Below are 24,923 nucleotides of genomic sequence, written 5' to 3'. Positions count from 1 at the left end.
CACTTTATTCATAGGTTTTTAAATTATTTTACAGTGCGAACACGCATTGTGTTTGTTGAACCAGCAACACCTACTGGAACACCCGCAACGATAACGATATCATCGCCAGCTTCAACCAAACCTTGTTCTTTAGCAACGCGCTCAGCCAATTCAAACATATCATCAGTTGATTCAGGTTTTTCAGTCACAACCGGAATCACACCCCAGTTCAACATCAATGATTTTTGAACTTTTTCAGTGAAAGTTACTGCCAAGATGTCTGAATCTGGACGGTATTTAGAAATAGCACGTGCTGAATAACCAGTTTCAGTAACTGTTACAACCAACTTGATATTCATTGAATGGCAAGCATCTTTAACTGCTGATGCAACAACCTCAGTTTTAGATGAACGGTTGAAAGTGTCAGAATTCAAACGACCGTACTCGTTAAGAAGAGTTTGTGCGTTTTTGTTAACAGTTGCCATAGTGCGAACTGATTCAACGGGGTATTTGCCGTTAGCTGACTCACCTGAAAGCATAGTAGCATCTGTGCCGTCGATAACAGCGTTGAAGACGTCAGAGATTTCTGAACGAGTTGCACGTGGCTTGTCAGTCATTGTTTCCAACATGTTTGTAGCTGTGATAACTGCTTTACCAGCTGCATTGACTTTCTTGATGATCATTTTTTGGTAAACTGGAACCATTTCAAATGGTACTTCGATACCCATGTCACCACGCGCAATCATGATACCATCTGAAGCTTCGATGATTTCATCAATATTGTCGATACCTTGTTGGTTTTCGATTTTAGAGAAGAGTTGAACGTGCTCATTACCTGTTTCTTTAAGGATGTTACGAACTTCTTCTACGTCTTTTGCAGAACGAACGAATGAAATAGCGATAAAGTTCAAACCTTGCTCCAAACCGAAGCGAATGTCTGCGTTATCACGATCTGCAAGTGCTGGGAAAGGAATTTTAGTGTTAGGGATGTTTACACCCTTTTGTTTAGCAATAACGCCGTCGTTTTCAACAACTACTACAAATTCACGTTTTTCAGCATCTTTTTCAACAACAGTCAAGCCAAGTTTACCGTCATCAACAAGAACTTGTTTACCAACTTCAACATCATCAAAGACATCCAAGCCACCAGCAACGTTCAAAGCGATTACTTCGCGAGTTGATTTGATACCTTGCTTTGTTGCAACACGGATTTTCTCACCAGTTGTGTAAGCAAACTCTTTAGCTTCACCTTCAAACAATTCTGTACGGATTTCTGGACCTTTTGTATCCAACAGGAAACCAACTTTTTTACCAGCGATTTCTTCTGCACGACGTACAGTCGCCATACGATCACCTTGCTCTTGGTGGTCACCATGTGAGAAGTTGAAACGGAATACGTTAGCACCTTCAGTAATCAATTGGGCAATATTTTTTGCTGAAGCTTCAACATCTAGTTTTTCACCCCAGTAACCATCGTCACCAAATTTTTTACCGCCACGGATTTCTACCGCAGGACCAAGTGTTGCAACGATTTTAACGCGTTTATTCATCTTAACAAAACTCCTTTATTTTTTAATGGTCTTATGACCTATTAACAAAATTATACAAATTGATTTAGAACGAGATTTCTCTGTTCAAAGTAGCGAGACCCAAGTCAGCCTTATGTGGGTTGTTGACAATAATCTTACCATCTTCCGCCAAGCTGAACAATGCGCCTTCTTCTGCAGTCCCAAGGATTGGGTTTTCAACCATTTGCTCATTGCGGATACCAACAGCAAGACCACCACGACCTTCTTTGAGCAACTTAACAGCATGAGCACCCATGCGCGATGCAAGAACACGGTCTCGAGCAGTAGGTGAACCACCACGTTGGATGTGTCCAAGTTCCGTTACACGAAGATCGCTCACATCACCAGCAGCCTTCAATTCTTCAGCGAATTGTGCAGCTGGCATAACACCCTCTGCCAAAACAACGATACTGTGTTTCTTACCAGTTTCATAGCCTTGTTTGATTTTAGCAACAACATCTTTAATGTCAAATTCTTCCTCTGGCACAACAATAACATCTGCACCAGCAGCGATACCTGACCAAAGAGCGATGTCACCTGCATGGCGACCCATTACTTCGATAACGAAAGTACGACGGTGACTAGATGATGTGTCACGAATCTTATCAATGGCATCCATAGCAGTTGTAACAGCAGTATCAAAACCGATAGTGAAATCTGTACCAACGATATCGTTGTCGATCGTACCTGGTACACCTACAGCTGGGAAGCCATGCTCTGTCAAACGCATTGCACCGTGGTAAGAACCATCACCACCGATAACAACAACACCTTCAATACCGTGTTTTTTCAACTGCTCAATCCCTTTAAGTTGGCCTTCCAATTTGGCAAATTCTGGATAACGAGCAGAACCAAGGAAAGTACCACCACGAGAGATGATGTCACCAACTGAACGAATTGTCAATGGGTGAATATCTCCTGCTACCATACCAGCATAGCCTTCGTTGATACCATAAACTTCCATTCCTTCTGAAATTGCTTGGCGAACAACTGCACGGATGGCAGCATTCATACCAGGGGCATCTCCGCCACTGGTCAAAACACCAATACGCTTCATTCCATTTGCTCCTTTAAATTTTCAATTTAACTGCCTTATTATAACACACTTAAAAAGAACTTGCTTGACTTTTTGCTATTTTTTATCGAAAAACCGTTTTCATTGCAAATTCTCTCAACTCTTCCTCTAATTGAGGCGTTTTCATAACCTTATAATGCTCCGCCTGAATAGTCTGATTGGAATCTTGATAATGAAGAATTACCGGAATGCTTCCCTTATATTTTTCCAAAATCCGAGCAACCGCATGGTCATGCTCCTTGTTCTCCAACAAAATCCAAAATTTTTCCAGACTGACCGGCTCCAATTGTTCTAAAACCAGTTGCATTTGTCCATCTCGTTCCTGGACCCTTCCTGTCATGTAGGCAATTGCCCCTTCTCTCAGGTCTTGAGAAAATTGACGATAGCTTTCTGGAAAGAGTGTCACATCTAGCTTTCTCTTGGTATCGGTTACCTGGAGAAAGGCCATCTGTTCACCCGTTTTCTTGGTCCGAATCAAGCGGATGGATTGAATTTGTACCAGGATGGTCACCCGACTAGCTACCACCAAATCAGCTAGGTCTGTAAGAGATCGCTTGGACTCACGGCAGATTTTGACCAGGGGATGTGGACTAATGCCAACTCCAAGTACACTTTGTTCTAATTCAAATTTTTCAGCCTCACTAAAGTCCTCTGCCTCCGTCCAGCTATAATTTTCCTCCGCAAAAAAGGTCCCAAAGGCCTCAGCAAAGACAAAGAGATTGTCTAAGTTTTCAATAATTTTCTTTCTATTGCTTTCAAACTCATCAAACAAACCAATTTGAATAAGAGGGACCAAGAGTTCTTTCTTCTTATAATTGTCAGGAAGCTTCAAGACAAAATCTTCCACGGACTTGTATGGCCGTTGGTCCAGTATCCAGAGGGCAAAATCCTTGGGCAGACCCTTCAAGGTTTTCAAGCCCAGAAAAATCTGGTCCTTGTCAAACTTATCATAGTAGGGTAGGGTATTGATCGATAATTTGGCAACTTTAAAGTCAAATTGCAAGGCATCCTCGATGTAAGCACTGCTTGAATGATTGAGCATGACGTCAAAAAAGACATCTGGATAATGGCTCTTAAAGTAGGCCATCTGAAAGGCTAGGGCCGAATAGGCATAGGCATGACTGCGGTTGAAACCGTAACCTGCAAACTTGGCCATCATGGCAAAAATTTCTCTGGCTTTTCCATCCTCATGCCCCCGCTCACGCGCACCTGCCAGAAACTCATTTTCCATAGCCTGCATTTCTTGTGCATTTTTCTTAGACATGGCCCTACGAAGCAAGTCAGCTTTCCCTAAAGTAAAACCTGCATAGACCTGGGCAATCTGCATAACCTGCTCCTGATAGAGCATGATGCCGTAGGTCCCTTCCAAAATCGGTGCAATGGATGGATCCAGCAGGTCAATTCTTTCCTGACCATGTTTTCGTTTGACAAAATTATCCGAATAATCGCTTGCACCTGGACGGTTCAAACTGGTGGTGGCTACCACATCTTCAAAATGCTCTGGGCGAACCCGTTGTAAAAGGCTAATGGCACCCGGTTGTTCAAACTGGAAAATCCCCTTGGTCTTGCCCGCTGCAAAGAGTTCCAAGGTTTTTCTATCTTCTAAGTCGATTTGAGAAATGTCGATTTCTTTCTGGTAGCGTTCTCGAACCCCTTCTGCCATTTTTTGCACAAAGGTCAGATTTCGCAAGCCAAGAAAATCCATTTTGAGCAAGCCATTGGCCTCTACTGCATGGGCGTCATACTGGGTCACCAGCATATCATCACCCATTTTCAGAGGAATGGTATCTGTCAATTCCTCGTCACTCATGACCACACCGGCTGCATGAATGGAAGTCTGACGTGGTTGCCCCTCTATTTGCTGGGCAATGGCAAAGGCTTTTTGGTACTCGATTTTACTATTGATAATCTGTCGGAAGGCTGCATTACGCTGATAGGCAGAAGCTAAATTATCTTTAAAAGAGATCTTCTTAGTAATATTGGTCAACTCATATTCAGGCGTTCCAAAGCGTTTGAAAACATCACGAATGGCCTGCTTGGCTCCAAAGGTCGAATAGGTCACGATCTGGGCAGCGTGAGTCGTACCATAGCGGTCCCGCACATAACGAATAAAGTCAGGGCGATGAATATCAGGAATATCGATATCAATATCCGGCATGCTATAGCGTTCATTATTTAAAAATCGTTCAAAGAGCAGCTGATGTTTAACGGGGTCAATGCCCGTAATATTCAAGGCATAGGCAACCAAACTCCCTACTGCAGAACCACGTCCCATCCCCATATAATAGCCTTGACTGCGTCCAAATCGGAGCAGGTCCCAGACAATCAAAAAATAATCATCAAAGCCCATCTCATGAATAATGGACAATTCTGTTTTCAAGCGTACTTGGTAGACAACAGCCGTCAACCCCTTCTCTTCCAATCCCTGATAGGCTTTCTCCTGCAATTCTTCCACCGCAGGACGTTCACGGTTGAAACGAGGCAACTTCAAGTCTATATTTAATTGGTAAGAAATACCTGCTACCAAGTCACGCAGATTGTCTACTGCCTGGGGAAAGCGACTGGAAAATAGACTGGTCAAGCTATCCGCTGATAAGAGGATTTGCCGCTTGTCCATATCCGCCACTTGATTGAGGGGCACATTGTCCCGAATGGCATGAAGAACCTGCAAGCTCTCCAACTGTTGTTCCTCGAAAAAACGAACCGTATGGATGGGCAGAATAGGGCCATGAAAATCTTGAACAGGTGTATCCCTAGTCACTCCAACATAATAATCTAGCCCAATATCCAGCTCTTCAATCCCTGAAAAGTAGGGAATGATGATAGCGATATCCACTAAATACTGGCGAACAACTTCAAAGTTAGCCTGTCCAGTCATTTTTGCAGTCGATATTTTCAAGAGATTTCGATAGCCCTTGGTGGTCAAGGCAATCAACTGAGTTGTCAATTCTCGCTCCCGCCCCTCCAACTGCCAGTCCAATTCACAGCCGATGATTGGCTGTATTCCTGCCTTCTGACAAGTTTCCATAAAACTGTAAGCCGCATATAGACTATTCTTATCCATCATCCCCAAGGCTTGGTAGCCCAGCGACTTGGCTCTCTTTACATATTCTTCGATCGTCACCATGCTATCCATAAAGGTATAGACGGTTTTTGTATCTAGTTGTGCCAGCATGGTCTTCTCCTTTTTATTTCTTCTATTATACCAAATAATCTAGGAAAATATTTTCAAGAAATGCAATCAAAAGACTTGCAATTTATCATGTTTTATTGTATTATTTAGTTAGAACATAGGTATTGGCAAAAAAATGCCTAGAAAGGAAAGAATAATGGCTTGGAAATTTGACAACAATATGCCCATATATATTCAAATCAGTAATACTATAAAATTACAGATTGTGACCAATCAATTGAAATCGGGAGATAAATTGCCAACCGTGCGTGACTTGGCTGAAACAGCTGGTGTCAATCCAAACACGGTGCAACGGGCCCTGTCTGATTTGGAAACAGAAGGATTTGTTTACTCGGTCCGCACAACAGGACGTTTCGTCACAGACAATCAAGAATTGATTTCACAGACCCGTCTGCATTTGGCACAGAAAGAATTAGAAAACTTTGTGACAAACATGTTAGATCTAGGTTTCAACCAAGATGAATTAACCCACCAGTTAGATGATTATTTGAAAGGAGTGTCTTATGAATAACGCATATACCCTGGTCGAATTACAACAGGTTTCAAAATCCTATGGCGGAGCTGTGGCTCTCAACAATGTTAACTTGAAATTGACTGCTGGTAAGATTATTGGACTTTTGGGACCAAATGGTTCTGGTAAGACGACGTTAGTCAAACTCATCAATGGACTATTGCAACCTGAGTATGGTCAAGTCCTTATCAACGGTCGCACTCCTTCACCTGAAACCAAGGCAATCGTATCCTATTTGCCAGATACGACCTATCTTGATGAAAGCATGAAGGTTTCTGATGCTATCACCTTCTTTACAGATTTCTATGCGGACTTCGATAAAGAACGAGCTCTTCATCTCTTACAAGATTTGGGAATTGATTTGAACAGCCGCATGAAACACCTGTCAAAAGGGAACAAGGAAAAGGTTCAGCTGATCTTGGTAATGAGCCGTCAGGCACAACTCTATGTCTTGGATGAGCCAATTGGTGGTGTTGACCCTGCTGCTCGTGATTATATTTTAAAAACCATCGTCAACAACTATTCGCCTACTGCTTCTGTTATTATTTCCACTCATTTGATTTCAGATGTTGAACAGATTTTGGACGAAGTAATTTTCCTTCAATATGGTAGCGTTATTCGCCATGAAAATGTGGATGACCTTCGTATTGAAAGTGGCGAGTCTATTGACGAACTCTTCCGCCAAGACTTTAAGGCTTAGTTAGAAGGAGATTGCTATGTTTAAGAAATTACTCAAATATGAATTTCAATCTGTTGGGAAATGGTATTTAGGAATTTATGCCGGGGCATTGGTCCTGTCTGCAATACTTGGATTCTGGTTACAAGCTTTGACCTTACGGGCACAAGCTGGAACCACAGAACCTGGCGGTGCTGAAATGGTCCTTTTCGGTACATTCTCAATGACCTTCGGTATCTTAATTGCAGCACTTGGGCTATCTACCTTTTTCATGGTTATTAACCGATTTAGAAAAAATGTCTATGGTCGTCAGGGCTATTTGACCATGACCTTACCTGTCTCCAGCCACCATATTATTTTAAGTAAACTCTTGGCATCTTTAGTTTGGTACTTTTTAGCAGGAGTTACCATTATTCTTTCTATCGGGATTGTTTTAGCGGTGCTCATGCTCGGAACTGAGGAAATCATGATTCCTGAATTGCATACTGTTGTACAAGCATTAGACTGGTCTGTGATTTTTGCTCATTTATTTTATTCACTTATCGAGTCAACAATGGGAATCTTGCTGATCTACTTCTCCATCTCTGTTGGTCAACTGTTTAAAGACCACCGTCTACTGTTTGCCATTTTAACCTATATCGGCATTTCAATTGTTCTCGGTGTGTTTGGAACTCTTGTTTTTACCAACAACCTTGAGAACCTTTATAATGCAGCACAACCATTATACCCAAGTCCTATCTTGGCCTTGATCAATATCATTCTGGCCTTTGCCTACTATTTTGGTACACACTTTATCATGACCAAGAAATTAAATTTGCAATAAGAAAAAGCTCTTTGCCTGTCCTTATGACATGGCCTAGAGCTTTCTTTTTACAAATTATACTTTTGAGCTAGGACATCAAGTAAGTTCGCCTTTTCTTCTTCACTGGCAAAGCTTGCTTGAATAGCATTTCTGTTGAATTGATAAAATTCTTCCTTGGTCGTTCCAAAATACTCTACAAATAGCTGATATTCTTTATTTAGGTTTGTATTAGAAACCGTTCGATTATCAGTATTGATGGTAATCTTTGCTCCTGCTTGAACCAGCTGTTCATAAGGGAAGTCTGCTAGAGTTTGAGCAGCTCCGGTCTGGAGATTTGAAGTCAGACACATCTCAAGCGTTGCTCCGCTATTGACAAAAGCCTGAATAGCCTCAGTTTGACCACTAAGAGCCGTTCCGTGGCCAATCCGCTTGATACCCAAAGCCAGAGCTTGGGCTACATTGGTCACGCAACCACACTCACCAGCATGGAATGTCATGGGATAGCCTAGAGATTGTGTGTAGTCAATCAACTCTGCCAGCTCATGAGTTGGGTAGTCTGCCTCGTTTCCAGCAAAATCAAAGCCAACCAATCCTTTCAGTGCCAGATCGGCAATAGCAGAAAAGATTTCTCTGGTCTGACTTGGATCAGTTTGTTTCAAGCCACAGACCAAGAGCTTGGCAACTATACCAAATTCCTTCTGAGCCTTTTCCATCCCACTCAAGACTGCATTCACAGCTTCCAGGATAGTCAAACCCTTGTCAGTTGATAATTCTGGTGCAAAACGAAGTTCAATATAGAGGACTCCATCCTCTGATGCTTGACCTAGAACATCGGAGGTTGCTAATTCCAATGCTTCTGGGGTTTGTAAGAGTGGACGGATAAAGTCAAAAGTTTTCAAGTATGTCATCAGGCTATCAACCTTGCCTTCGATACTGACCAATTTTCTGAGTTCCTCATCCTTGTCTGGAATGGAAATTTCTGCCAGTTGGGCAAGTTGTCGAATTACCGATAAAGATAGGGAACCATCCAAATGGCAATGCAATTCTGTCTTGGCTAATTCTTGTACATTCAACATTAACAATCCCTCTTTCGTAAGTATATTGTTAACTATCATACCACATTTTAGACAAAACACAAGATATTTTTGACAGAAAATGAACTTTATCAACTATCCATTATTCTTTTACGCAAGAAAAAAAGAACGATTTTCATCGTTCTTGCAATACGGAAGACATGGGATTCGAACCCACGCACGCTGTTACACGCCTACCGCGTTTCCAACACGGCCTCTTGAGCCTCTTGAGTAATCTTCCATATATGGAGCTGGTGGGAGTCGAACCCACGTCCAAACACCTGCTAACTTATTCGTCTACAACCATAGGTTATGTCTTGCTTTAACTTGAAATCGATACATAACTCAAACCTAGACCAAGCGAGTCAGTAAATCTCTTTTGGAACTGCCTGACTCAATCCCAACGTAGCTTGCTATTTTAAGACCAATCAGCAAACACAAGCAATTCGCGAATGGTCACGCAGGCAGGTTATTAAGCTGCTAATGCGTAAGTGTTTGTATTTTTTGCAGTTATATTTAACTGGCATTTTTACATCTGCCGATGAGTTGCAGAACAAGCCTCATAATGCCTGTCGAATCCGTAACAACCCCTTAGGTTTGATACGAAAATTATTATAGCAGATTTTTTCACAAAAAGCAAAACTATTTTTTACAATTTCCTTACAATTTTAAAATTTTTTGAAATATGGTACAATATAATTATGTATAAATTCTGGCAAAAAGCAATTCAAGTATTGAGTATTATTACACTGATAGGGACATTTATTTTTCTATTTTGGTTATATAAGATTGGCATTTTAAACGATCAGAATGTCTTGTCCGATTGGATTAAACATCAAGGTGCCTTTGGTAGCTTGTTTTTCCTAATCCTACAAATTATTCAAGTTATTTTCCCAATCATACCAGGCGGGGTCACTACCGTCGTTGGATTTCTTGTTTTCAATTTCTGGTGGGGATTTTTCTTGAATTATGTTGGCATATCCGTCGGTAGTATTATTCTCTTCTGGTTGGCTCGTCGTTATGGAAAAAAATTCTGTTTACTGTTTATGAGTGAAGAAACTTTTTTCAAATATGAGAGTAAAATAGATAATAAACGTGGTTATGAAATTTTCTTCATACTTTGCATGCTCTCACCTATATCTCCTGCTGATATTGTTGTCATGATTACAGGATTAACTAGCATGAGTTATCGAAAATTTATCACCATTACACTTCTCTGTCGTCCATTTTCCATCGTTGCCTATAGTTTCTTTTGGATCTATGGAAGTCAATTTTTACAACAATTCCTCAAATAATAGTACAAACAACCTTATCTTCTGACAAGGTTGTTTTGTTTATTCCGAAATTTTCTGATACATATACGGTCGACGATCCCTAAAGAGTCCCCAGTTTAGGCGTTCACGTGCACCCTTATCCAAGTCATAAGTAGCTAGCAAGACTGCTTCATCTTCGCGTCCCGCTTTTTCAATCACTTCACCTGTTTCATCTGTCATAAAGGATGAACCATAAAAACGCAGACTAGAAGACTGTCCTCCATTTTCAACGGAAGGTTGTACTTCTTCCAAGCCAATCCGATTGGCTGCAATGACCGGGGTAATATTGGCTGCCGCATGGCCCTGCATAGTTCGTTGCCAATGTCCTTGGCTATCTGTATCCAAAATCGGTTCTGAACCAATGGCGGTTGGATAAAAGAGCAATTCTGCCCCATTCAGAGCTAGACAACGAGCAGTTTCTGGGAACCATTGGTCCCAACAGATGCCAATCCCAATCTTGGCATAACGAGTCTCCCAAACCTTGAAACCAGTGTTGCCAGGTGTGAAGTAAAACTTCTCCTGATAATAATGGTCGTCAGGAATATGGGTCTTGCGGTAAACTCCCAAAACTGTCCCATCCGCATCAATAACTGCAATCGAGTTATACAGGCTATTTCCATCTTTTTCATAGAAGGAAATAGGCAAGACCACCTGCAACTCTTTGGCTATAGGAATAAAGTGCTGAATAGCATCATTCTCTTCTACTGATTTGGCATAGTTATAGTAATCATATTGGCGTTCCTGACAAAAATAAGGACGCTCAAAGAGTTCAGGCAGGAGAATAATCTGCGCTCCCTGACCAGCAGCCTGTCTGACCAAATGCTCTGCAGTTGCCAGATTTTCAGCTAAAACATGACTGCATTGCATCTGGACAGCTGCTACAGTAACATTTCTCATTTGTTTTCCTTTCTAAATCGGGGAATCTGCTGGGTGATACAGTGAATATTCCCACCCCCAAGCAGGATGTCACGGGCTGGTATGCCGACGACTTTTCTAGTAGGAAAAAGCTGCGCTAGAAGATTAAGTGCCTGCGCATCATGCTCGTCATCAAACTGAGGTACCAGAACCGCGCCGTTGCTGACGTAAAAATTCACATAGGAAGCCGCCAAGCGTTCGCCTGCTGTTCGTTCTTCTTCCCCCGCTTCATAAACATAGCCTGGCAAATCCTCTTCTGTCACCAAAATAGGATGTTTGGGAATAGGCAGTTTGTGGACGGTCAACTTTCTACCCTTTGCATCCACTTGCTTTTCCAAGTAGTCCAAATCAGCCTTGGACATGGCATATTGGGGATCTGACTCATCATCTGTCCAGGCTAAAACTATCTCAGCTGGGCCAACAAAGGCCGCAACATTGTCTACGTGTTCATTGGTTTCATCATTGAAGATACCATAAGGCAACCAGAGGACCTTTTCAGCTCCGAGAGTATCTAGAAGCACTTGCTCAATCTGGTCCTTGGTCAAATGGGGATTGCGGCCTGGACTGAGCAGGCAAGATTCAGTCACCAAGATGGTTCCTTCACCGTCGCTATGAATAGCCCCTCCTTCTAGAACAAAGGGATGGGCATCATGGACTGGTAGACCGATGACCTGACTAAAGCGACTAGCCACCTGATCATCTGCCTCATAGTCCTGATAAAGACCATCATAGCTTCCGCCCCAAGCGTTAAAGGCCCAATCAACAGACAAAGCTCTGCCATTTTCATGGACCAAAACCGTCGGACCTGTATCACGCGCCCAAGCGTCGTTGGTGGGGATGTCCAGATAGGTAACACCATCACCCAGCATGGATTGGGCCTCCTCACGATGTGCCTCGTCCACCAAAAGATAGACCTGCTCACTTTCAGCGATAGTTTTGATGACCTGGCTGAAGGCTTTTTTTGCCCCCTGACCATCAAAGGGCCAGGACCCTGGACGAGTCGGCCACACCATGAGCGTGCCATGATGGGGCTCATACTCAGCAGGCATACTATAACCCAATTTCTTTGGTAAAGTCAGTCGTAAACATTCCTCTTCTGTGATTTCTTCATAATCCATAAAATCACTAAAAAATATTCTATGATACCATGGTTCTTGTTCAAACCATCCTTCATTCTCAGTAAATTGCTCTGTCAATCCATTTACATAACGCACTAATTTCAATGGAGTCTCACTAATTTTGAAGTAACGTTTCATGATAACCTCTCTTTGAAATCTTCATAGCCAAATTCCTTTATAATACGGCAGTCACCAGTCTGATCCATCAAGACCAGACTTGGCAGACCGATGCCGTTGAAGGTATTATTTTTAACAAAAGAATAGATGGCCATGTCCTCAAAATAGAGTTTGTCACCAATCTCCACAGGCTTTTCAAAGGCATAGTCGCCGATGATGTCGCCCGTCAGACAGGTATTGGAAGACAGTCGGTAAGTATAGGCCTTTTCACCAGCCTCAAAGCCATGGCGAAGCGGTGGACGATAAGGCATTTCCAAAACGTCTGGCATGTGACAGGTCGCAGAGGCATCCAAGACCAAGGTTTCAATACCATTTTCCACAATATCCAGCACTTCAGTAACCAGATAACCTGCGTTGAGAGCAATAGCCTCACCTGGCTCGATATAAACTTCCAGACCGTAGGTGGTTTGGATGTGCTGGATACAATCAATCAAGATTTCCAACTGGTAGCCCTCACGGGTCACATGATGGCCACCACCCATATTGAGCCATTTAAGCTTGTGAAGATAGGGACCGAATTTCTCCTCGACTGCTGCCAAAGTTATTTTCAAATCATCCGCATCCTGCTCGCAAAGGGTATGAAAATGCAGACCGTCCACCATGTCAATCAAATCTGGGCTGAATTTGTCAATGGTCACTCCAAAACGAGAACCTGGGGCACAGGGGTCGTAAAGAGCATGCTCGTCTTGTGTGGAACACTCTGGATTAATCCGCAAACCAATACTAACTCCTGCTACTCTACATTTGTCCGCATGCTTGCGGAGTTGGCGTTCTGAATTGAAGACAATGTGGTCAGCAATTTCCAAGATTTCATCCAAATCTGCATCCTTAAAGGCGGGGGCAAAGACATGGACTTCACCACCAAATTCCTCACGACCGAGTCTAGCTTCATAAAGTCCAGATGCGGTGGTTCCAGCCAAATATTGGCTAATTAGTGGATAGGTGGCATACATGGAAAAGGCTTTTTGGGCCAAAAGTACCTTACAGCCTGTGCGCTCTTGGACCGACTTGAGAATTTCTAAATTGTTGACCAGCTTGGCTTCGTCAATGACATAGGCTGGTGTTGGGACTTCTTCTATTCTCATCTAGTCCACCAAAACAGGATTTTCTACTACCTGCCAAGGCAATCCGTATTGATTGAGTAAGTCCATGAATGGATCTGGATCCAATTCTTCCAAGTTGTAGACGCCTGGTTTCTTCCAAGTTCCATCCATGACAAGCTTGGTTCCAATCATAGCAGGAACACCAGTTGTGTAAGAAATAGCCTGTGAACCCACTTCCTTGTAACATTCCTGGTGGTCACATACATTGTAGATGTATATGGTCTTCTCCACACCGTCTTTGACACCTGTGAAAATACAACCAATATTGGTTTTCCCGACGGTACGTGGACCAAGGCTGGCTGGATCAGGCAAGAGGGCTTTGAGGAATTGGATAGGCACTACTTCTTGTCCATTAAAGTTGATTGGGTCAGTCCGCAAGAGACCAACATTTTCCAAGCACTTCATGTGGGTCAAGTAAGACTGGCCGAAGGTCATGAAGAAACGAATGCGTTTGACACCTGGAATGTTTTTAGCCAGCGATTCGATTTCTTCGTGGTGGAGGAGGTACATATCCTTATGCCCCACTTCTGGGAAGTCATATTCTCGCTTGATAGACATGGCTTCAACTTCTACCCATTTGCCATTTTCCCAGTAGGAACCTGGGGCAGAAACTTCACGCAAGTTGATTTCAGGGTTAAAGTTGGTCGCAAATGGATAGCCGTGGTCTCCACCGTTACAATCTAGGATGTCGATGTAATGAATTTCATCGAAATAATGTTTCAATGCGTAGGCTGAAAATACGCTGGTCACCCCTGGATCAAATCCGGATCCCAAAAGTGCTGTCAGCCCTGCTTTTTCAAAACGCTCCTTGTAAGCCCACTGCCATGAGTAGTCAAAGTAAGCCGTAAATCCTTCTTCTGCACAGCGTTTTTCGTAAATAGCCCTCCATTCTGGATCCTCGGTGTCCTCGCACTCGTAGTTTGCTGTGTCGATGTAGTCCACACCTGTCGCCAAGCAGGCATCCATGATGGTCAAGTCTTGGTAAGGCAGGGCAACGTTCAAGACAACTTTTGGCTGGTAGCTTTCAATCAAGGCAATCACTTCTTCTACCTTGTCCGCATCCACTTGGGCAGTTTCTATTTTTACAGACGTTTTGCCTTCCAAAACAGCTTTCAAGTCATCACATTTGGACTTGGTACGGCTGGCAATCATGACTTCCTTGAAGGTATCTTCCGCCTGACAAATCTTGCTGATGGCAACTTGGGCAACTCCGCCACAACCAATAACTAACAAACGACTCATTATTTTTTCTCCTCTTCTTCTAAAATATCTTCGACATAACGGGGCAAGAGAAATGCTCCGATGTGGAGGTTAGCGGTATAGTATTCTGTGAAAAGCTGGCGCGCTTTCCATTTTTCCTTGTCAAAATCTTCTATAGGATGGTATTTTTTAGAGGCAAAGCCAAATAACCAATAGCCCGCCGCAGATGTCGGAATATGGGCCTGATAAACACGGCTGATAGGGAAGGATTGGGTCGCCTTCCGATGCATGGAACGAAAGGCAGACTCATCTTCGTCATAAAATGGCGAACCATGTTGGTAAACCATAATCCCATCTTCCTTCAAAGCCCGGTATGCATTACCGTAAAACTCCTTAGTAAAGAGCCCTTCTGTATGTCCAAATGGATCTGTCGCATCATTGATGATGATGTCATACTCATTTTCACAGTTGCGCAAGAAACGCAGGCCATCCTGCAAATATACCTCGACCCGCTCATCTTCTAAGCCAGTTGCATAGTCTGGGAAATACTGACGACAAACTTCCACAAGGAGTTCATCTGGCTCTACAACGTCAATACGTTCGATTTCAGGATACATGCTAAGAACCTGGGCAACCCCGCCATCTCCGCCACCCAAAATCAAGATTTTCTTGGGATTTGGATGGACCGCCATTGGCACATGGACGGCCATTTCGTTGTAAACAAAGTCGTCCGCATCTGAAAAGAGAACCCGACCGTTAAGGGTCAAAATCTTACCAAAGGCTGGCGAGTCCAACACAGCAATGTCCTGAAATTCACTCTTGCCAGCATAGAGTTGCTGGCTGGTCCGAATGGATAACTTGACATCTGGCGTTTGAACTTCTGAAAACCACATTTCCATCTTTAGCCCTCCTTTATAACGTTGATGTAGTTGACATCTGGATCTTCCGTACCTTGGACGGAGCAACCGCGCTCCTTGGCAAAGAGGATGTAGTCAACAATTTCTTGGGTCACTCGTTCTCCAGGGGCCAAAAGAGGAATACCTGGCGGATAGCACATGACAAATTCTCCGCAGACCTGACCAACTGCTTCTTGCAGGGAACGACTTTCCCGCTCTGCAAAAAAGGCTTCCTGCGGTGACAAAACCAGCTGCGGCTGGATGTATTCTCCCGAAATCAAATCCGAACCATCTCGTGAGTAAAGACGCTTGATATCAGCCAGTGCCCCCACCAGCCGCTCAATGTCCTGCAAGCGGTCACCGATTGAAATATAGGCCAAGATATTGCCAATGTCGCCAAATTCAATCTGGATGTCGTACTCATCCCGCAGCAAATCATAGACCTCAATCCCTGTCAGACCAATGCCCTGTGTATAGATTGAGAGCTTAGTTACATCAAAATCATGCACCTTTTTACCGTCGATCAATTCTTTTGAATAGGCATAGTAGCCACCGATAGCGTTGATTTCACGACGAGCATATTCCGACATTTCAATAACCTTTTCAAAAGACTCTTTCCCACGAAGGGCCAGATTTCTACGTGAAATATCCAGACTAGCCAGCAAGAGATAGGAAGCGGATGTAGACTGGGTCAGATTGATAATCTGGCGGACATATTCCACATTCATATCTGGACCGACCAATAGGAGCGAACTCTGGGTCAGACTACCACCTGACTTATGCATGGAAACAGCTGCCATATCAGCCCCCACATCCATAGCCGCCTCTGGCAATTTTTCCGAAAAATGCAAATGAGCTCCATGAGCCTCGTCAACTAAAACTTTCATGCCCGCTGCGTGAGCTTTCTCAGTCAAGGTACGCAGGTCCGAGCAAATGCCATAATAGGTCGGATTGTTAATCAAGACAGCAACCGCATCTGGATGCTCTGTAATAGCTCGTTCAAAAGCTTCGTTTTCCAAAGCCAATGCAATACCAATCCGTGGCTCAACACTCATATCCACATAAACAGGGATGGCACCACAGAGAACAAGGGCATTGAGGGCTGACTTGTGGACATTTCGAGGGAGGATGATTTTATCGCCCGCCTTACAGGTCGCCAGAATCATGGTCTGGACGGAAGAGGTTGTCCCTCCAACCATGAGAAAGGCATGGCTGGCGCCAAAGGCCTCTGCCGCCAACTCCTCCGCCTCTCGGATAATGGAGACGGGATGCCCTAGATTATCCAAAGGCTTCATGGAATTAACATCAATGCCCACGCATTTTTCGCCAAGTAGTTCTACTAATTCGGGATTTCCCCGACCCCGTTTGTGTCCTGGGACATCAAAGGGAACAATCCGTTTCCGGCGTAACTGTACCAATCCCTGATAAATAGGGGCTTGGTGTTGATTTTTCATATTGAAAAACTCCTTTGCTTGATGGACTCCTACCCTTTTTTAAAAAAGCAAAAAGAGCAGGGTTCATCCTGCTCTACAATCCAAATTGACGTTTTTTATTCTTCTCTTGAGTTTATGTGCCTACCGTTTCCTACTCTCCAGTGCAAATATATACGTACTTTATTGACCGTTTCACAAGATGACGTGTGCTTTCACCACACTGACAAAATTAGAAATTAGGAAAAACTTCCCAACATCAACTTATAAAATGTAGGCTTTTAACCCTATCAATAATGTGGCTTACGCCACGCTTCGGCATTCGACCCGCCTGTCCGTAGGCTTTGGTTATGATCAATAGCAGAGCTACTCATCCCATATAGGTCTGATATTTGCTAGAATAGGTATAATAACTTTTCCTAGGCACGTTTATTTTAACACGGAAATTTGTCTTTGACAAGTATAATTTTTAATATTTTTTACAAAAATCCAAACATTAATAAAAAAATGGCTTCAAACGTTCGAAACCATTTTGTTTTTTTATTTAATTCCTAATGCAATTCGAGCATAACGACTCATTTTTTGAACGGTCCAAGCTGGTGACCAAACCAGTCTCACATCTACTTCTGTTACTTCTGGAACATCCTTCAGTACATCATGAATTTGATCGGTAATTAAATCAGCTAATGGACAGCCCATGGTCGTCAAGGTCATATCAATTTCAGCCTTGCCCTCAATAAATCGGATTTCATAAATTAGCCCTAAATTGATAATATCAATACCTAGCTCAGGGTCAATCACATCTTCTAGTGCATGAAAAATACGCTCTTGAATTTCTTTTACCTGTTCTTCTATATACGCCATTTTTCTCTCTTTCTTTTTCACAAGTTCAATGCTAAAAATAACCGCAGTTCTAGCGACCTTCAATAGTCCAAGAGACTGTTAGAAATGGAGTGGAAGCTGAGACTGCGGTCAAGCTCCTTATAGCCCTACCTTCCTATTTCTAGGCAGGCTTCAACAGTCTGGTGGACTGTTGGAGGTTGGAGATGAAACAAGCGAAGTTTCTGTCAAAACCTCCCCCAAACCCTCGATTGTTTCAAATTTTTAGTAAGCGACCCGATAAGTGCCACCGAACTTTGTCCGCTTTCGGATTTCTAGGGGGACGGTGAGAAAGCCTATCCGTAGGCTTATGCCTCACTTTCCTATTTCTAGGCTAGGGTTAAAACACCACTAGGTTAGCATACTTTCATATTTTTGGGCAGGCTTCAACAATCTAGGAGACTGTTGAAGGTGGGAAATAGAACTGTTAGAAGTCAGGATCCTTGTAGTCCCCCGAACTCTCGCTTGTTTCAAATTTTTTGCAAGCGACCTGATAAGTGCCACCGGACTTTGTACGCTTTCGGATTTCTAGGCGGACGTTGAGAAAGCCTATCCGTAGGCTTATGCCTCGTTTTCCTATTTCTAGGCTCGGGTTAAAACACTACTGGGTTAGCATGCATTCTCAATTCTTAGCAGGTATTAAGTACGCTCGTTTCTTATTTTCAGCGAGCGGTTAAAAATCTCCCCCGGAGATTTTTAATCCTCTATAAAATCTCTGAGTGGTTTGCTACGGGATGGGTGGCGGAGTTTGCGAAGGGCTTTGGCTTCGATCTGGCGGATACGTTCGCGGGTTACGTTGAAGACTTTACCTACATCTTCTAGGGTACGCATTTTTCCATCGTCCAAACCAAAGCGGAGGCGGAGAACATTTTCTTCACGGTCTGTCAATGTATCCAAAACTTCATCCAATTGCTCACGAAGGACAACACGGGTGGTATAGTCAACTGGGTTCTCAATTACTTCATCTTCAATGAAATCTCCCAAATGGCTATCATCTTCTTCACCGATTGGAGTTTCCAAAGACACTGGCTCTTGTGCAATCTTGAGGATTTCACGAACTTTCTCAGGCGTCATATCCATACGCTCAGCGATTTGCTCAGGAGTTGGATCTTGGCCCAATTCCTGCAAGAGATTGCGTTGTTCACGGACCAATTTGTTAATGGTTTCTACCATGTGAACTGGGATACGAATCGTACGAGCCTGATCAGCAATAGCACGTGTAATAGCCTGACGAATCCACCAAGTCGCGTATGTCGAAAATTTGAAACCTTTTGAGTAGTCAAACTTGTCAACGGCCTTCATCAAGCCCATGTTTCCTTCTTGGATAAGATCAAGGAACTGCATACCACGCCCCACATAACGTTTGGCAATGGAAACAACCAAACGCAAATTGGCTTCAGCCAAACGTTGTTTGGCTTCTGGGTCACCTGCTTCAACCGCCAATGCCAATTCTTGCTCTTCTTCGTTGGTCAAAAGAGGCACAACCCCAATTTCTTTCAAGTACATACGGACAGGGTCATTAACCTTTGCAGATGTGCTACCGAGTAACTCTTCGTCAGATAATTCTGGTTCTTCTTCAACTTGCAACGCACGCGCAGAAGGATTACCATCCTTATCAACAATCGAAATCCCTGCATCCTGAATACGTTGGAGCAAATCATCGATCCCATCAGCATCAAGTGTAAACGGAATAACCAGTTGATTATTGATTTCATCATCGGTCGCTGAACCTTGTTTTTTATGGTTACGAATAAATTCGGCAACTTGTACATCAAATGTTGTTACTTCTGTCTTTTTGTCTTTTTTACTTGTCATATTTACTCCATCTGTTTTCTTCTCTCAAGGAGTTGAGTCAACTCATCAAGGGCAATATCTGCATTTCCAACATGGGAATGTTCACGGATTTTCCGCGTTAGGTGGTGATTTTCTTTACGCAACAATTCCTTATCACGGCGAAATTCTAAATCTTCAATCTCATTTTGAGCAACTTCGCTTGGCAAACGTTCTTCTAAAACTCGATACCAAGCTTGTTGGACACTGTCTTCTAATTGGGAGAGTTCAAAGCTACTAATCTCACCGTGTACTTTTAACAAATCATAGAGAACTTGTAATTCAGGTGTTGCAAAGTAAAACTCTTCTCGCAAACGAAATTCATTCAATATATAAGGGTGTTCAACCATACGGTATAACAAATGATTCTCCGTTCGAATCAAACTAGTAAGTCTAGTAATAGGCTGAACGGATGGCAATTGAATCTGCTCAACGTGTTGCGAAGTCATCTGCTGACTTCTTTGTTGTCGTTGATTTAATCGAACTGCATTGACAGCCTGCTCCACTTGACCATAGTCAAAATCGGATAGGAAATCTGCTACTTTAAAAATATAAGTGTTTTGTGCAGTAATCGACGAAACCCTTGCAATAATAGGAGCAATCTTCTCCACAAATTCAATCTGCATCTGCAAATTATCAGGATTTTCTGGCTTTAGATAGTCAATCAAAAATTCTACATCGCTAATCCGTGACTTAGTAAGGACTTGGCGTAAGGCCTCTTCTGAATTTTTTTGTAGAAATTCATCAGGGTCCATATTGTCAGGCAGGCTAACAATCTCAACCTGAAAATCTCGCAATTCATCCAAAGCCTTCATAGTAGCAGTTTGACCAGCTTTGTCTCCATCGTAGGTCAGAATGACTTTCTTACAAAACTTGGCCAAATGACCAACATGCTCGCGAGTCAGAGCCGTCCCCATAGAAGCTACCGCATTGTCAATACCAGCCCGATGAGCCGCAATAACATCTAGAAATCCCTCCATCAGGTAAACTTCCCGCTGCTTTTTGATTACCGCCTTGGCCTTATCCAAATGATATAATTCGTAACTTTTATTAAAAATAGCTGTGCCACGAGAATTTTTATACTTGGCTAACTGCTTATTCTGTAAGTCTTTTTCTGTCCAAATTCGACCCGAAAAGGCAATCACTCGACCATATTCATCCGTTAGCGGAAACATAATCCGCCCTTGAAAAGCATCAAAAATCATATTCTGCTCACTGGGATTGAAAAGACCCGAATTAAGCAGACTTTCTTCATCGTAGTTCTGGGAAAGTTTCTGATAAAGAATATTTTGCCCATCAGGTGCCAGCCCTAGCTGAAAATTCTTAATAACCTCATCCGTCAAACCACGCTGATGAAGGTATTTTCTAGCTTCTTCCCCCATTTTTGTCGTCATCAACAAGGCATGGTAAAACTTGGTTGCATCTAGATGGATATCATAAAGAGCTTGATGGGGATTCTCCCTTTTGGGCTGAAAATGATTTGCCGATTGAGGTTGAACCTGAAATCCAGCTTTTTCTGCTAAAACAGCGACAGCTTCTGCAAAAGGAATTCCACGCGTTTCCTCTACAAACTTAAATACATCTCCAGACTTCCCACATCCAAAACAATGATAGAATTGCTTGTCCTCGACAACGTTAAAAGAAGGTGTCTTTTCGCCATGAAAAGGACAAAGGCCGATATAGTTTCGTCCAGCTTTTGTCAGTTCAATAGTTTCACCAATTACATCCACAATATTGAGGGCTTGTTTGATTTCTGTTATTTTATCTTTTGACAGCATACTCCCTCCTTATCGTTTCAGAAAACTAAAAAGTGGACACTCTCCCCTTAGTCTAGCATACACTATTTTAAACTAAAATTAGGAAAATGTAAAATTTCTGAAACAAATTACTTGTAAAATATTTTTTAATGGTTATAATATATAGAGTAAAATATTTATGAAAGGACATATTTAGGATATGTTGAAAGAATTGAAAAATTTCTTGTTCCGCGGGAACATTGTTGACCTTGCAGTAGCGGTTGTAATTGGTGGTGCGTTTGGCGCTATCATCACTTCTTTTGTTGATGACATCATCACTCCGTTGATCTTAAACCCTGCTTTGAAAGCTGCAAACGTTCAAAACATCGCTGATCTTGCTTGGAACGGTGTTAAATACGGTAGCTTCTTAAGCGCTGTTATCAACTTCTTGATTATCGGAACTTCAATGTTCTTCGTTGTTAAAGCAGCTGAGAAAGCAATGCCTAAGAAAGAAGCAGCTCCTGCTGGACCAACTCAAGAAGAATTGCTTGCAGAAATCCGCGACTTGTTGAAAAAATAATCAATAAGATAGTGAAACAGGCTTCATGCCTGTTTTTCTTTTGCACTATTAAAAAATAAGATGTGAGCCAAAACTCACATCTTTTCTTATCCATTGTATCCATTTGGATTTTTAGACTGCCAGTTCCATGTGTCACGGCACATATCCTCAATCGTTTTCTCTGTTTTCCAATTGAGTTCTTCCAAAGCCTTATCGGCGTTAGCATAGCAGGTTGCCACATCACCCGGTCGACGGTCAACGATTTTATAAGGTACCGGTACACCGTTCACTTTTTCAAATGCCTGAACCAGTTCTAAAACACTGGTTCCTTGACCAGAACCAAGGTTATAAGTATGGACACCTTCTGTCGTTGAAATTTTTTCCAAAGCCTTGATATGACCAATAGCCAAGTCAATAACGTGGATATAATCTCGAACACCTGTTCCATCCACTGTATCATAGTCATTACCAAAGACGCTAAGTTCTGGGCGTTTACCAACAGCTACTTGAGCCACAAACGGCATAAGGTTGTTTGGAATTCCCGCTGGATCTTCACCTATTAGACCTGATTCATGAGCACCGATTGGGTTGAAATAACGGAGAAGAGCAATGCTCCATTCCTTGTCTGCCACTTCTACATCACGCAGGATTTGTTCCAACATGACTTTTGTGTAACCATAAGGGTTAGTTGCGCTAGTTGGCATGGTTTCAACTAAAGGTGATGGGTTGTTAAGGCCATAAACCGTTGCGCTGGATGAGAAGACAATCTTCTTAACACCAAATTCTGCCATGACTTCCACCAAAGACAAAGTAGACATGATATTATTTTCATAATACATGACTGGTTTTTCAACAGATTCACCAACTGCCTTGTAGCCAGCAAAATGAATAGCTGCCTCAATACTTTCTTTTTCAAAAACCTCACGCAAGGCAACCTTATTTGCTACATCCAATTCATAGAAAGTTGGACGTTTGCCAGTGATGGTTTCAATGCGATCCAAAACCAAAATACTTGAGTTAGAGAGATTATCTACGATGACAACGTCTTTTCCCAACTTCAACAACTCCACAACGGTATGACTACCAATATAGCCAGCGCCGCCAGTAACCAAGATACTCATATAGAACTCCTTTTCACTTGGACAATATTTTATATACCTATTATAAGTTAGACAGGCTGAAAAGTAAACAAAAAAACAGCCCGAAGGCTGTCTGAAATTCAATTAGAATTTTTTACGCTTGCGAGCTGCTTCTGATTTACGTTTACGTTTTACAGATGGTTTTTCGTAGAATTCACGTTTACGTGTTTCTTGAAGAGTACCAGCTTTAGTAACCGCACGTTTGAAACGACGAAGAGCATCATCAAGTGATTCGTTCTTGCGTACTACTGTTTTTGACATTTTTTTCACTCCCCTCAATTTCAAAGTCCTAACTATTTTACTACTAAAAACTATCTTTGTCAATGATTTTTCATGATAAATCTGAAAAATTATCCTAGTTAGTTTTCCTGGTAGATTTCACTGTCCACGCCAGCATTGCCAAAGAAAAGAGCTCGTAGAGAACGAAAAACAAGATAAAGCAATGGAGGAAAAATTCCTGTGGAAGTATATAAATGACCGGATCTTTCAGCGGGTCAAAGAGCCAGGTCGAATCACCTGGAAAAAGCAGATGATGGAAGAGGACAAAGAAACTATCAAAACCAATCAGCATGCCCATCACTGCAATCATCATAGGAGCAAGAGCCATCCACATAAAAACAGTTCGATAGAGTTTTCCATATCCTTTTCGCACCACTTCTTTCCAAAAATAGAAAACCGCAGACAAACTAATCAGGAAAATAACCTGTGCCAGATGAAAGAGGCCTTTCACATCCGCAAAATGTTTCAGACCATCAGCTGAAGAGGAAAAATTTGGCATATCTAAAACACTTGCAAATGGATTGGTCAGATAGTTCATCAGGATATTGAAATTGTAGGAAATATCCGACGCTTTCATGTAGACAAGATTTTCCAAGCCTAGGTAGGAAATTTCTATCGGATAAACTATCCAAGCTAGGTAGATGGTTCCTAGAACTGCTGCCGACAAGACAAATAAAATCGTTCCGATAATCTGTAACTTAGTTCTCATCAAAACTCCATTCATCCAGGCTGTTGAGGACATAGGTCGGAGCAAGGGGTAAGTCTGCTACTTCTTCTGGCTTAGTGAAGCCAGTCAAGACTAAAAGAGTTGGAAAACCATTGTCAATCCCTGCCCGAATATCCGTCAGGTAGTTATCCCCGACCATAACCGTTTGGCTACGCTCCGTCCCTAAAATCTCCAGAGCCTTGTCCATGATAATGGCTTCAGGCTTACCGATAAAGGTCGGCTCTACTCGGGTAGTAGCTTTCAAGAGTGCAATCAGTGAACCTGCACCTGGCAAGTGACCACGCTCCGTCGGAATATTGAGGTCAGGATTGGTACCAATAAAAGTCGCTCCCTTTTGAATAGCCAGGGTAGCAATAGTCAGTTTTTCATAGGTCAACTGAGTATCCAAACCGACAACAACATAGGCTGGATTTTCCGTATCTTCCACATAACCAGCCTCAAAAATGGCAGACTTGAGCCCGTCTTCTCCAATAACATAGACTGTCTTTTCCCGACCTAAGTCATTCATGTAGTCCACAGTAGCCAGACTGGCCGTATAGATGGTTTCAAGCGGTGTTTCGATATTAAAATTCTCCGCCAACATAGCCTGCACCATCTCAGGACGGCGGGTGGTATTGTTGGTCACGAATAAATAGGGAATCTGACGTTCTTGCAAGCCATGAATAAACCGTTCACCAGCAGGAATCCGCTTTTTCCCTTCATAGATCGTTCCATCTAAATCAATCAAATAGCCTTGATAGGTCAT

At 42.6% G+C, this 24,923-nt stretch carries 22 protein-coding genes, 1 tRNA gene and 1 other RNA gene; 5 read left to right on the top strand and 19 right to left on the bottom strand.

What is annotated here, in order from left to right:
* Positions 1–23: 23 nt before the first annotated feature.
* From pyk to NF418_RS06255, 3 genes are all read right to left on the bottom strand, one after another.
* Positions 24–1,529, bottom strand: coding sequence for a pyruvate kinase (gene pyk, locus NF418_RS06265; RefSeq protein WP_172053503.1), 1,506 nt, complete (start codon positions 1,527–1,529; stop codon positions 24–26).
* Positions 1,530–1,593: 64 nt separating this feature from the next.
* Positions 1,594–2,604: a 6-phosphofructokinase gene (gene pfkA / locus NF418_RS06260; protein ID WP_256778873.1), complete on the bottom strand. Its 1,011-nt coding sequence runs from the start codon at positions 2,602–2,604 to the stop codon at positions 1,594–1,596.
* Between the two features lie 82 nt (positions 2,605–2,686).
* Complete coding sequence (locus tag NF418_RS06255) at positions 2,687–5,797, bottom strand: DNA polymerase III subunit alpha (RefSeq protein ID WP_256778872.1); 3,111 nt, start codon at positions 5,795–5,797, stop codon at positions 2,687–2,689.
* A 154-nt stretch (positions 5,798–5,951) separates the two neighbouring features.
* On the opposite strand from NF418_RS06255, the gene NF418_RS06250 reads away from it, so the two are divergent.
* Genes NF418_RS06250 through NF418_RS06240 form a run of 3 tightly spaced genes read left to right on the top strand, consistent with a single transcriptional unit; the run spans position 5,952 to position 7,825 of the window.
* Complete coding sequence (locus NF418_RS06250) at positions 5,952–6,326, top strand: GntR family transcriptional regulator (RefSeq protein ID WP_044689247.1); 375 nt, start codon at positions 5,952–5,954, stop codon at positions 6,324–6,326.
* Positions 6,319–7,026 (top strand): ABC transporter ATP-binding protein, encoded by a 708-nt coding sequence (locus NF418_RS06245; protein ID WP_256778871.1) that lies wholly within the window; start codon positions 6,319–6,321, stop codon positions 7,024–7,026. The genes NF418_RS06250 and NF418_RS06245 overlap by 8 nt, the downstream gene beginning before the upstream one ends.
* 16 nt (positions 7,027–7,042) lie before the next feature.
* On the top strand, positions 7,043–7,825 hold the full coding sequence (locus NF418_RS06240) for an ABC transporter permease (RefSeq protein ID WP_256778870.1): 783 nt from the start codon (positions 7,043–7,045) through the stop codon (positions 7,823–7,825).
* Positions 7,826–7,872: 47 nt separating this feature from the next.
* Here the strand turns inward: NF418_RS06240 and add are convergent, their stop codons facing one another.
* The 3 genes from add to ssrA all read right to left on the bottom strand — a co-directional run bounded on the left by add (position 7,873) and on the right by ssrA (position 9,468).
* Positions 7,873–8,880: an adenosine deaminase gene (gene add / locus NF418_RS06235; RefSeq protein WP_373325950.1), complete on the bottom strand. Its 1,008-nt coding sequence runs from the start codon at positions 8,878–8,880 to the stop codon at positions 7,873–7,875.
* Between the two features lie 150 nt (positions 8,881–9,030).
* Positions 9,031–9,118, bottom strand: a tRNA-Ser gene (locus NF418_RS06230).
* Positions 9,119–9,120: 2 nt separating this feature from the next.
* Positions 9,121–9,468, bottom strand: a transfer-messenger RNA (tmRNA) gene (gene ssrA / locus NF418_RS06225).
* 110 nt (positions 9,469–9,578) lie between these two features.
* On the opposite strand from ssrA, the gene NF418_RS06220 reads away from it, so the two are divergent.
* On the top strand, positions 9,579–10,172 hold the full coding sequence (locus tag NF418_RS06220) for a TVP38/TMEM64 family protein (RefSeq protein ID WP_172082128.1): 594 nt from the start codon (positions 9,579–9,581) through the stop codon (positions 10,170–10,172).
* A 39-nt stretch (positions 10,173–10,211) separates the two neighbouring features.
* On the opposite strand, the gene aguB is transcribed toward NF418_RS06220, so the two are convergent.
* The 9 genes from aguB to dnaG form a co-directional block, all read right to left on the bottom strand.
* Complete coding sequence (aguB, locus tag NF418_RS06215) at positions 10,212–11,087, bottom strand: N-carbamoylputrescine amidase (protein WP_256778868.1); 876 nt, start codon at positions 11,085–11,087, stop codon at positions 10,212–10,214.
* On the bottom strand, positions 11,084–12,223 hold the full coding sequence (gene aguA, locus NF418_RS06210; protein WP_256778883.1) for an agmatine deiminase: 1,140 nt from the start codon (positions 12,221–12,223) through the stop codon (positions 11,084–11,086). The genes aguB and aguA overlap by 4 nt, the downstream gene beginning before the upstream one ends.
* 134 nt (positions 12,224–12,357) lie before the next feature.
* Positions 12,358–13,485 (bottom strand): carboxynorspermidine decarboxylase, encoded by a 1,128-nt coding sequence (gene nspC / locus NF418_RS06205; RefSeq protein ID WP_256778867.1) that lies wholly within the window; start codon positions 13,483–13,485, stop codon positions 12,358–12,360.
* Complete coding sequence (locus tag NF418_RS06200) at positions 13,486–14,745, bottom strand: saccharopine dehydrogenase family protein (protein WP_256778866.1); 1,260 nt, start codon at positions 14,743–14,745, stop codon at positions 13,486–13,488.
* Positions 14,745–15,602, bottom strand: coding sequence for a polyamine aminopropyltransferase (gene speE, locus NF418_RS06195; RefSeq protein ID WP_024385568.1), 858 nt, complete (start codon positions 15,600–15,602; stop codon positions 14,745–14,747). Before speE ends, NF418_RS06200 begins: the two co-directional genes overlap by 1 nt.
* 2 nt (positions 15,603–15,604) lie before the next feature.
* Positions 15,605–17,053: an aminotransferase class I/II-fold pyridoxal phosphate-dependent enzyme gene (locus NF418_RS06190; RefSeq protein WP_256778865.1), complete on the bottom strand. Its 1,449-nt coding sequence runs from the start codon at positions 17,051–17,053 to the stop codon at positions 15,605–15,607.
* A gap of 516 nt (positions 17,054–17,569) precedes the next feature.
* Positions 17,570–17,893 (bottom strand): metal-sulfur cluster assembly factor, encoded by a 324-nt coding sequence (locus tag NF418_RS06185; protein ID WP_256778864.1) that lies wholly within the window; start codon positions 17,891–17,893, stop codon positions 17,570–17,572.
* A gap of 711 nt (positions 17,894–18,604) precedes the next feature.
* Positions 18,605–19,723 (bottom strand): RNA polymerase sigma factor RpoD, encoded by a 1,119-nt coding sequence (gene rpoD / locus NF418_RS06180; RefSeq protein WP_105108428.1) that lies wholly within the window; start codon positions 19,721–19,723, stop codon positions 18,605–18,607.
* 2 nt (positions 19,724–19,725) lie between these two features.
* Entirely contained in the window at positions 19,726–21,516 is a 1,791-nt protein-coding gene (gene dnaG / locus NF418_RS06175; RefSeq protein WP_256778863.1) for a DNA primase, read from the bottom strand.
* A gap of 178 nt (positions 21,517–21,694) precedes the next feature.
* On the opposite strand from dnaG, the gene mscL reads away from it, so the two are divergent.
* Entirely contained in the window at positions 21,695–22,054 is a 360-nt protein-coding gene (gene mscL, locus NF418_RS06170) for a large conductance mechanosensitive channel protein MscL (RefSeq protein WP_172098222.1), read from the top strand.
* 86 nt (positions 22,055–22,140) lie between these two features.
* Here mscL and galE read toward each other — a convergent pair whose 3' ends face one another.
* From galE to NF418_RS06150, 4 genes are all read right to left on the bottom strand, one after another.
* Positions 22,141–23,154, bottom strand: a complete 1,014-nt coding sequence (gene galE, locus NF418_RS06165; RefSeq protein ID WP_256778862.1) for a UDP-glucose 4-epimerase GalE — start codon at positions 23,152–23,154, stop codon at positions 22,141–22,143.
* 102 nt (positions 23,155–23,256) lie between these two features.
* Positions 23,257–23,433, bottom strand: a complete 177-nt coding sequence (gene rpsU / locus NF418_RS06160) for a 30S ribosomal protein S21 (RefSeq protein WP_000048054.1) — start codon at positions 23,431–23,433, stop codon at positions 23,257–23,259.
* A 94-nt stretch (positions 23,434–23,527) separates the two neighbouring features.
* Positions 23,528–24,160 (bottom strand): TIGR01906 family membrane protein, encoded by a 633-nt coding sequence (locus NF418_RS06155; RefSeq protein ID WP_256778861.1) that lies wholly within the window; start codon positions 24,158–24,160, stop codon positions 23,528–23,530.
* Entirely contained in the window at positions 24,150–24,923 is a 774-nt protein-coding gene (locus tag NF418_RS06150; protein WP_256778860.1) for a TIGR01457 family HAD-type hydrolase, read from the bottom strand. Before NF418_RS06150 ends, NF418_RS06155 begins: the two co-directional genes overlap by 11 nt.

It is taken from the genome of Streptococcus suis, assembly GCF_024509555.1.
GTDB classification, from domain to species: Bacteria; Bacillota; Bacilli; order Lactobacillales; family Streptococcaceae; genus Streptococcus; species Streptococcus suis_AD.
The sequence above is the reverse complement of the archived record's forward strand: the minus strand, read 5'-3'. Positions and strand labels throughout refer to the sequence as shown.

What these genes read in the sequence shown, in the direction of transcription:
- pyk (WP_172053503.1), bottom strand. Translation starts at nt 1,529, where the DNA reads ATGAATAAACGCGTTAAAATCGTTGCAACACTTGGTCCTGCGGTAGAA.
- pfkA (WP_256778873.1), bottom strand. Translation starts at nt 2,604, where the DNA reads ATGAAGCGTATTGGTGTTTTGACCAGTGGCGGAGATGCCCCTGGTATG.
- NF418_RS06255 (WP_256778872.1), bottom strand. Translation starts at nt 5,797, where the DNA reads ATGCTGGCACAACTAGATACAAAAACCGTCTATACCTTTATGGATAGC.
- NF418_RS06250 (WP_044689247.1), top strand. Translation starts at nt 5,952, where the DNA reads ATGGCTTGGAAATTTGACAACAATATGCCCATATATATTCAAATCAGT.
- NF418_RS06245 (WP_256778871.1), top strand. Translation starts at nt 6,319, where the DNA reads ATGAATAACGCATATACCCTGGTCGAATTACAACAGGTTTCAAAATCC.
- NF418_RS06240 (WP_256778870.1), top strand. Translation starts at nt 7,043, where the DNA reads ATGTTTAAGAAATTACTCAAATATGAATTTCAATCTGTTGGGAAATGG.
- add (WP_373325950.1), bottom strand. Translation starts at nt 8,880, where the DNA reads ATGTTGAATGTACAAGAATTAGCCAAGACAGAATTGCATTGCCATTTG.
- NF418_RS06220 (WP_172082128.1), top strand. Translation starts at nt 9,579, where the DNA reads ATGTATAAATTCTGGCAAAAAGCAATTCAAGTATTGAGTATTATTACA.
- aguB (WP_256778868.1), bottom strand. Translation starts at nt 11,087, where the DNA reads ATGAGAAATGTTACTGTAGCAGCTGTCCAGATGCAATGCAGTCATGTT.
- aguA (WP_256778883.1), bottom strand. Translation starts at nt 12,223, where the DNA reads ATGGATTATGAAGAAATCACAGAAGAGGAATGTTTACGACTGACTTTA.
- nspC (WP_256778867.1), bottom strand. Translation starts at nt 13,485, where the DNA reads ATGAGAATAGAAGAAGTCCCAACACCAGCCTATGTCATTGACGAAGCC.
- NF418_RS06200 (WP_256778866.1), bottom strand. Translation starts at nt 14,745, where the DNA reads ATGAGTCGTTTGTTAGTTATTGGTTGTGGCGGAGTTGCCCAAGTTGCC.
- speE (WP_024385568.1), bottom strand. Translation starts at nt 15,602, where the DNA reads ATGGAAATGTGGTTTTCAGAAGTTCAAACGCCAGATGTCAAGTTATCC.
- NF418_RS06190 (WP_256778865.1), bottom strand. Translation starts at nt 17,053, where the DNA reads ATGAAAAATCAACACCAAGCCCCTATTTATCAGGGATTGGTACAGTTA.
- NF418_RS06185 (WP_256778864.1), bottom strand. Translation starts at nt 17,893, where the DNA reads ATGGCGTATATAGAAGAACAGGTAAAAGAAATTCAAGAGCGTATTTTT.
- rpoD (WP_105108428.1), bottom strand. Translation starts at nt 19,723, where the DNA reads ATGACAAGTAAAAAAGACAAAAAGACAGAAGTAACAACATTTGATGTA.
- dnaG (WP_256778863.1), bottom strand. Translation starts at nt 21,516, where the DNA reads ATGCTGTCAAAAGATAAAATAACAGAAATCAAACAAGCCCTCAATATT.
- mscL (WP_172098222.1), top strand. Translation starts at nt 21,695, where the DNA reads ATGTTGAAAGAATTGAAAAATTTCTTGTTCCGCGGGAACATTGTTGAC.
- galE (WP_256778862.1), bottom strand. Translation starts at nt 23,154, where the DNA reads ATGAGTATCTTGGTTACTGGCGGCGCTGGCTATATTGGTAGTCATACC.
- rpsU (WP_000048054.1), bottom strand. Translation starts at nt 23,433, where the DNA reads ATGTCAAAAACAGTAGTACGCAAGAACGAATCACTTGATGATGCTCTT.
- NF418_RS06155 (WP_256778861.1), bottom strand. Translation starts at nt 24,160, where the DNA reads ATGAGAACTAAGTTACAGATTATCGGAACGATTTTATTTGTCTTGTCG.
- NF418_RS06150 (WP_256778860.1), bottom strand. Translation starts at nt 24,923, where the DNA reads ATGACCTATCAAGGCTATTTGATTGATTTAGATGGAACGATCTATGAA.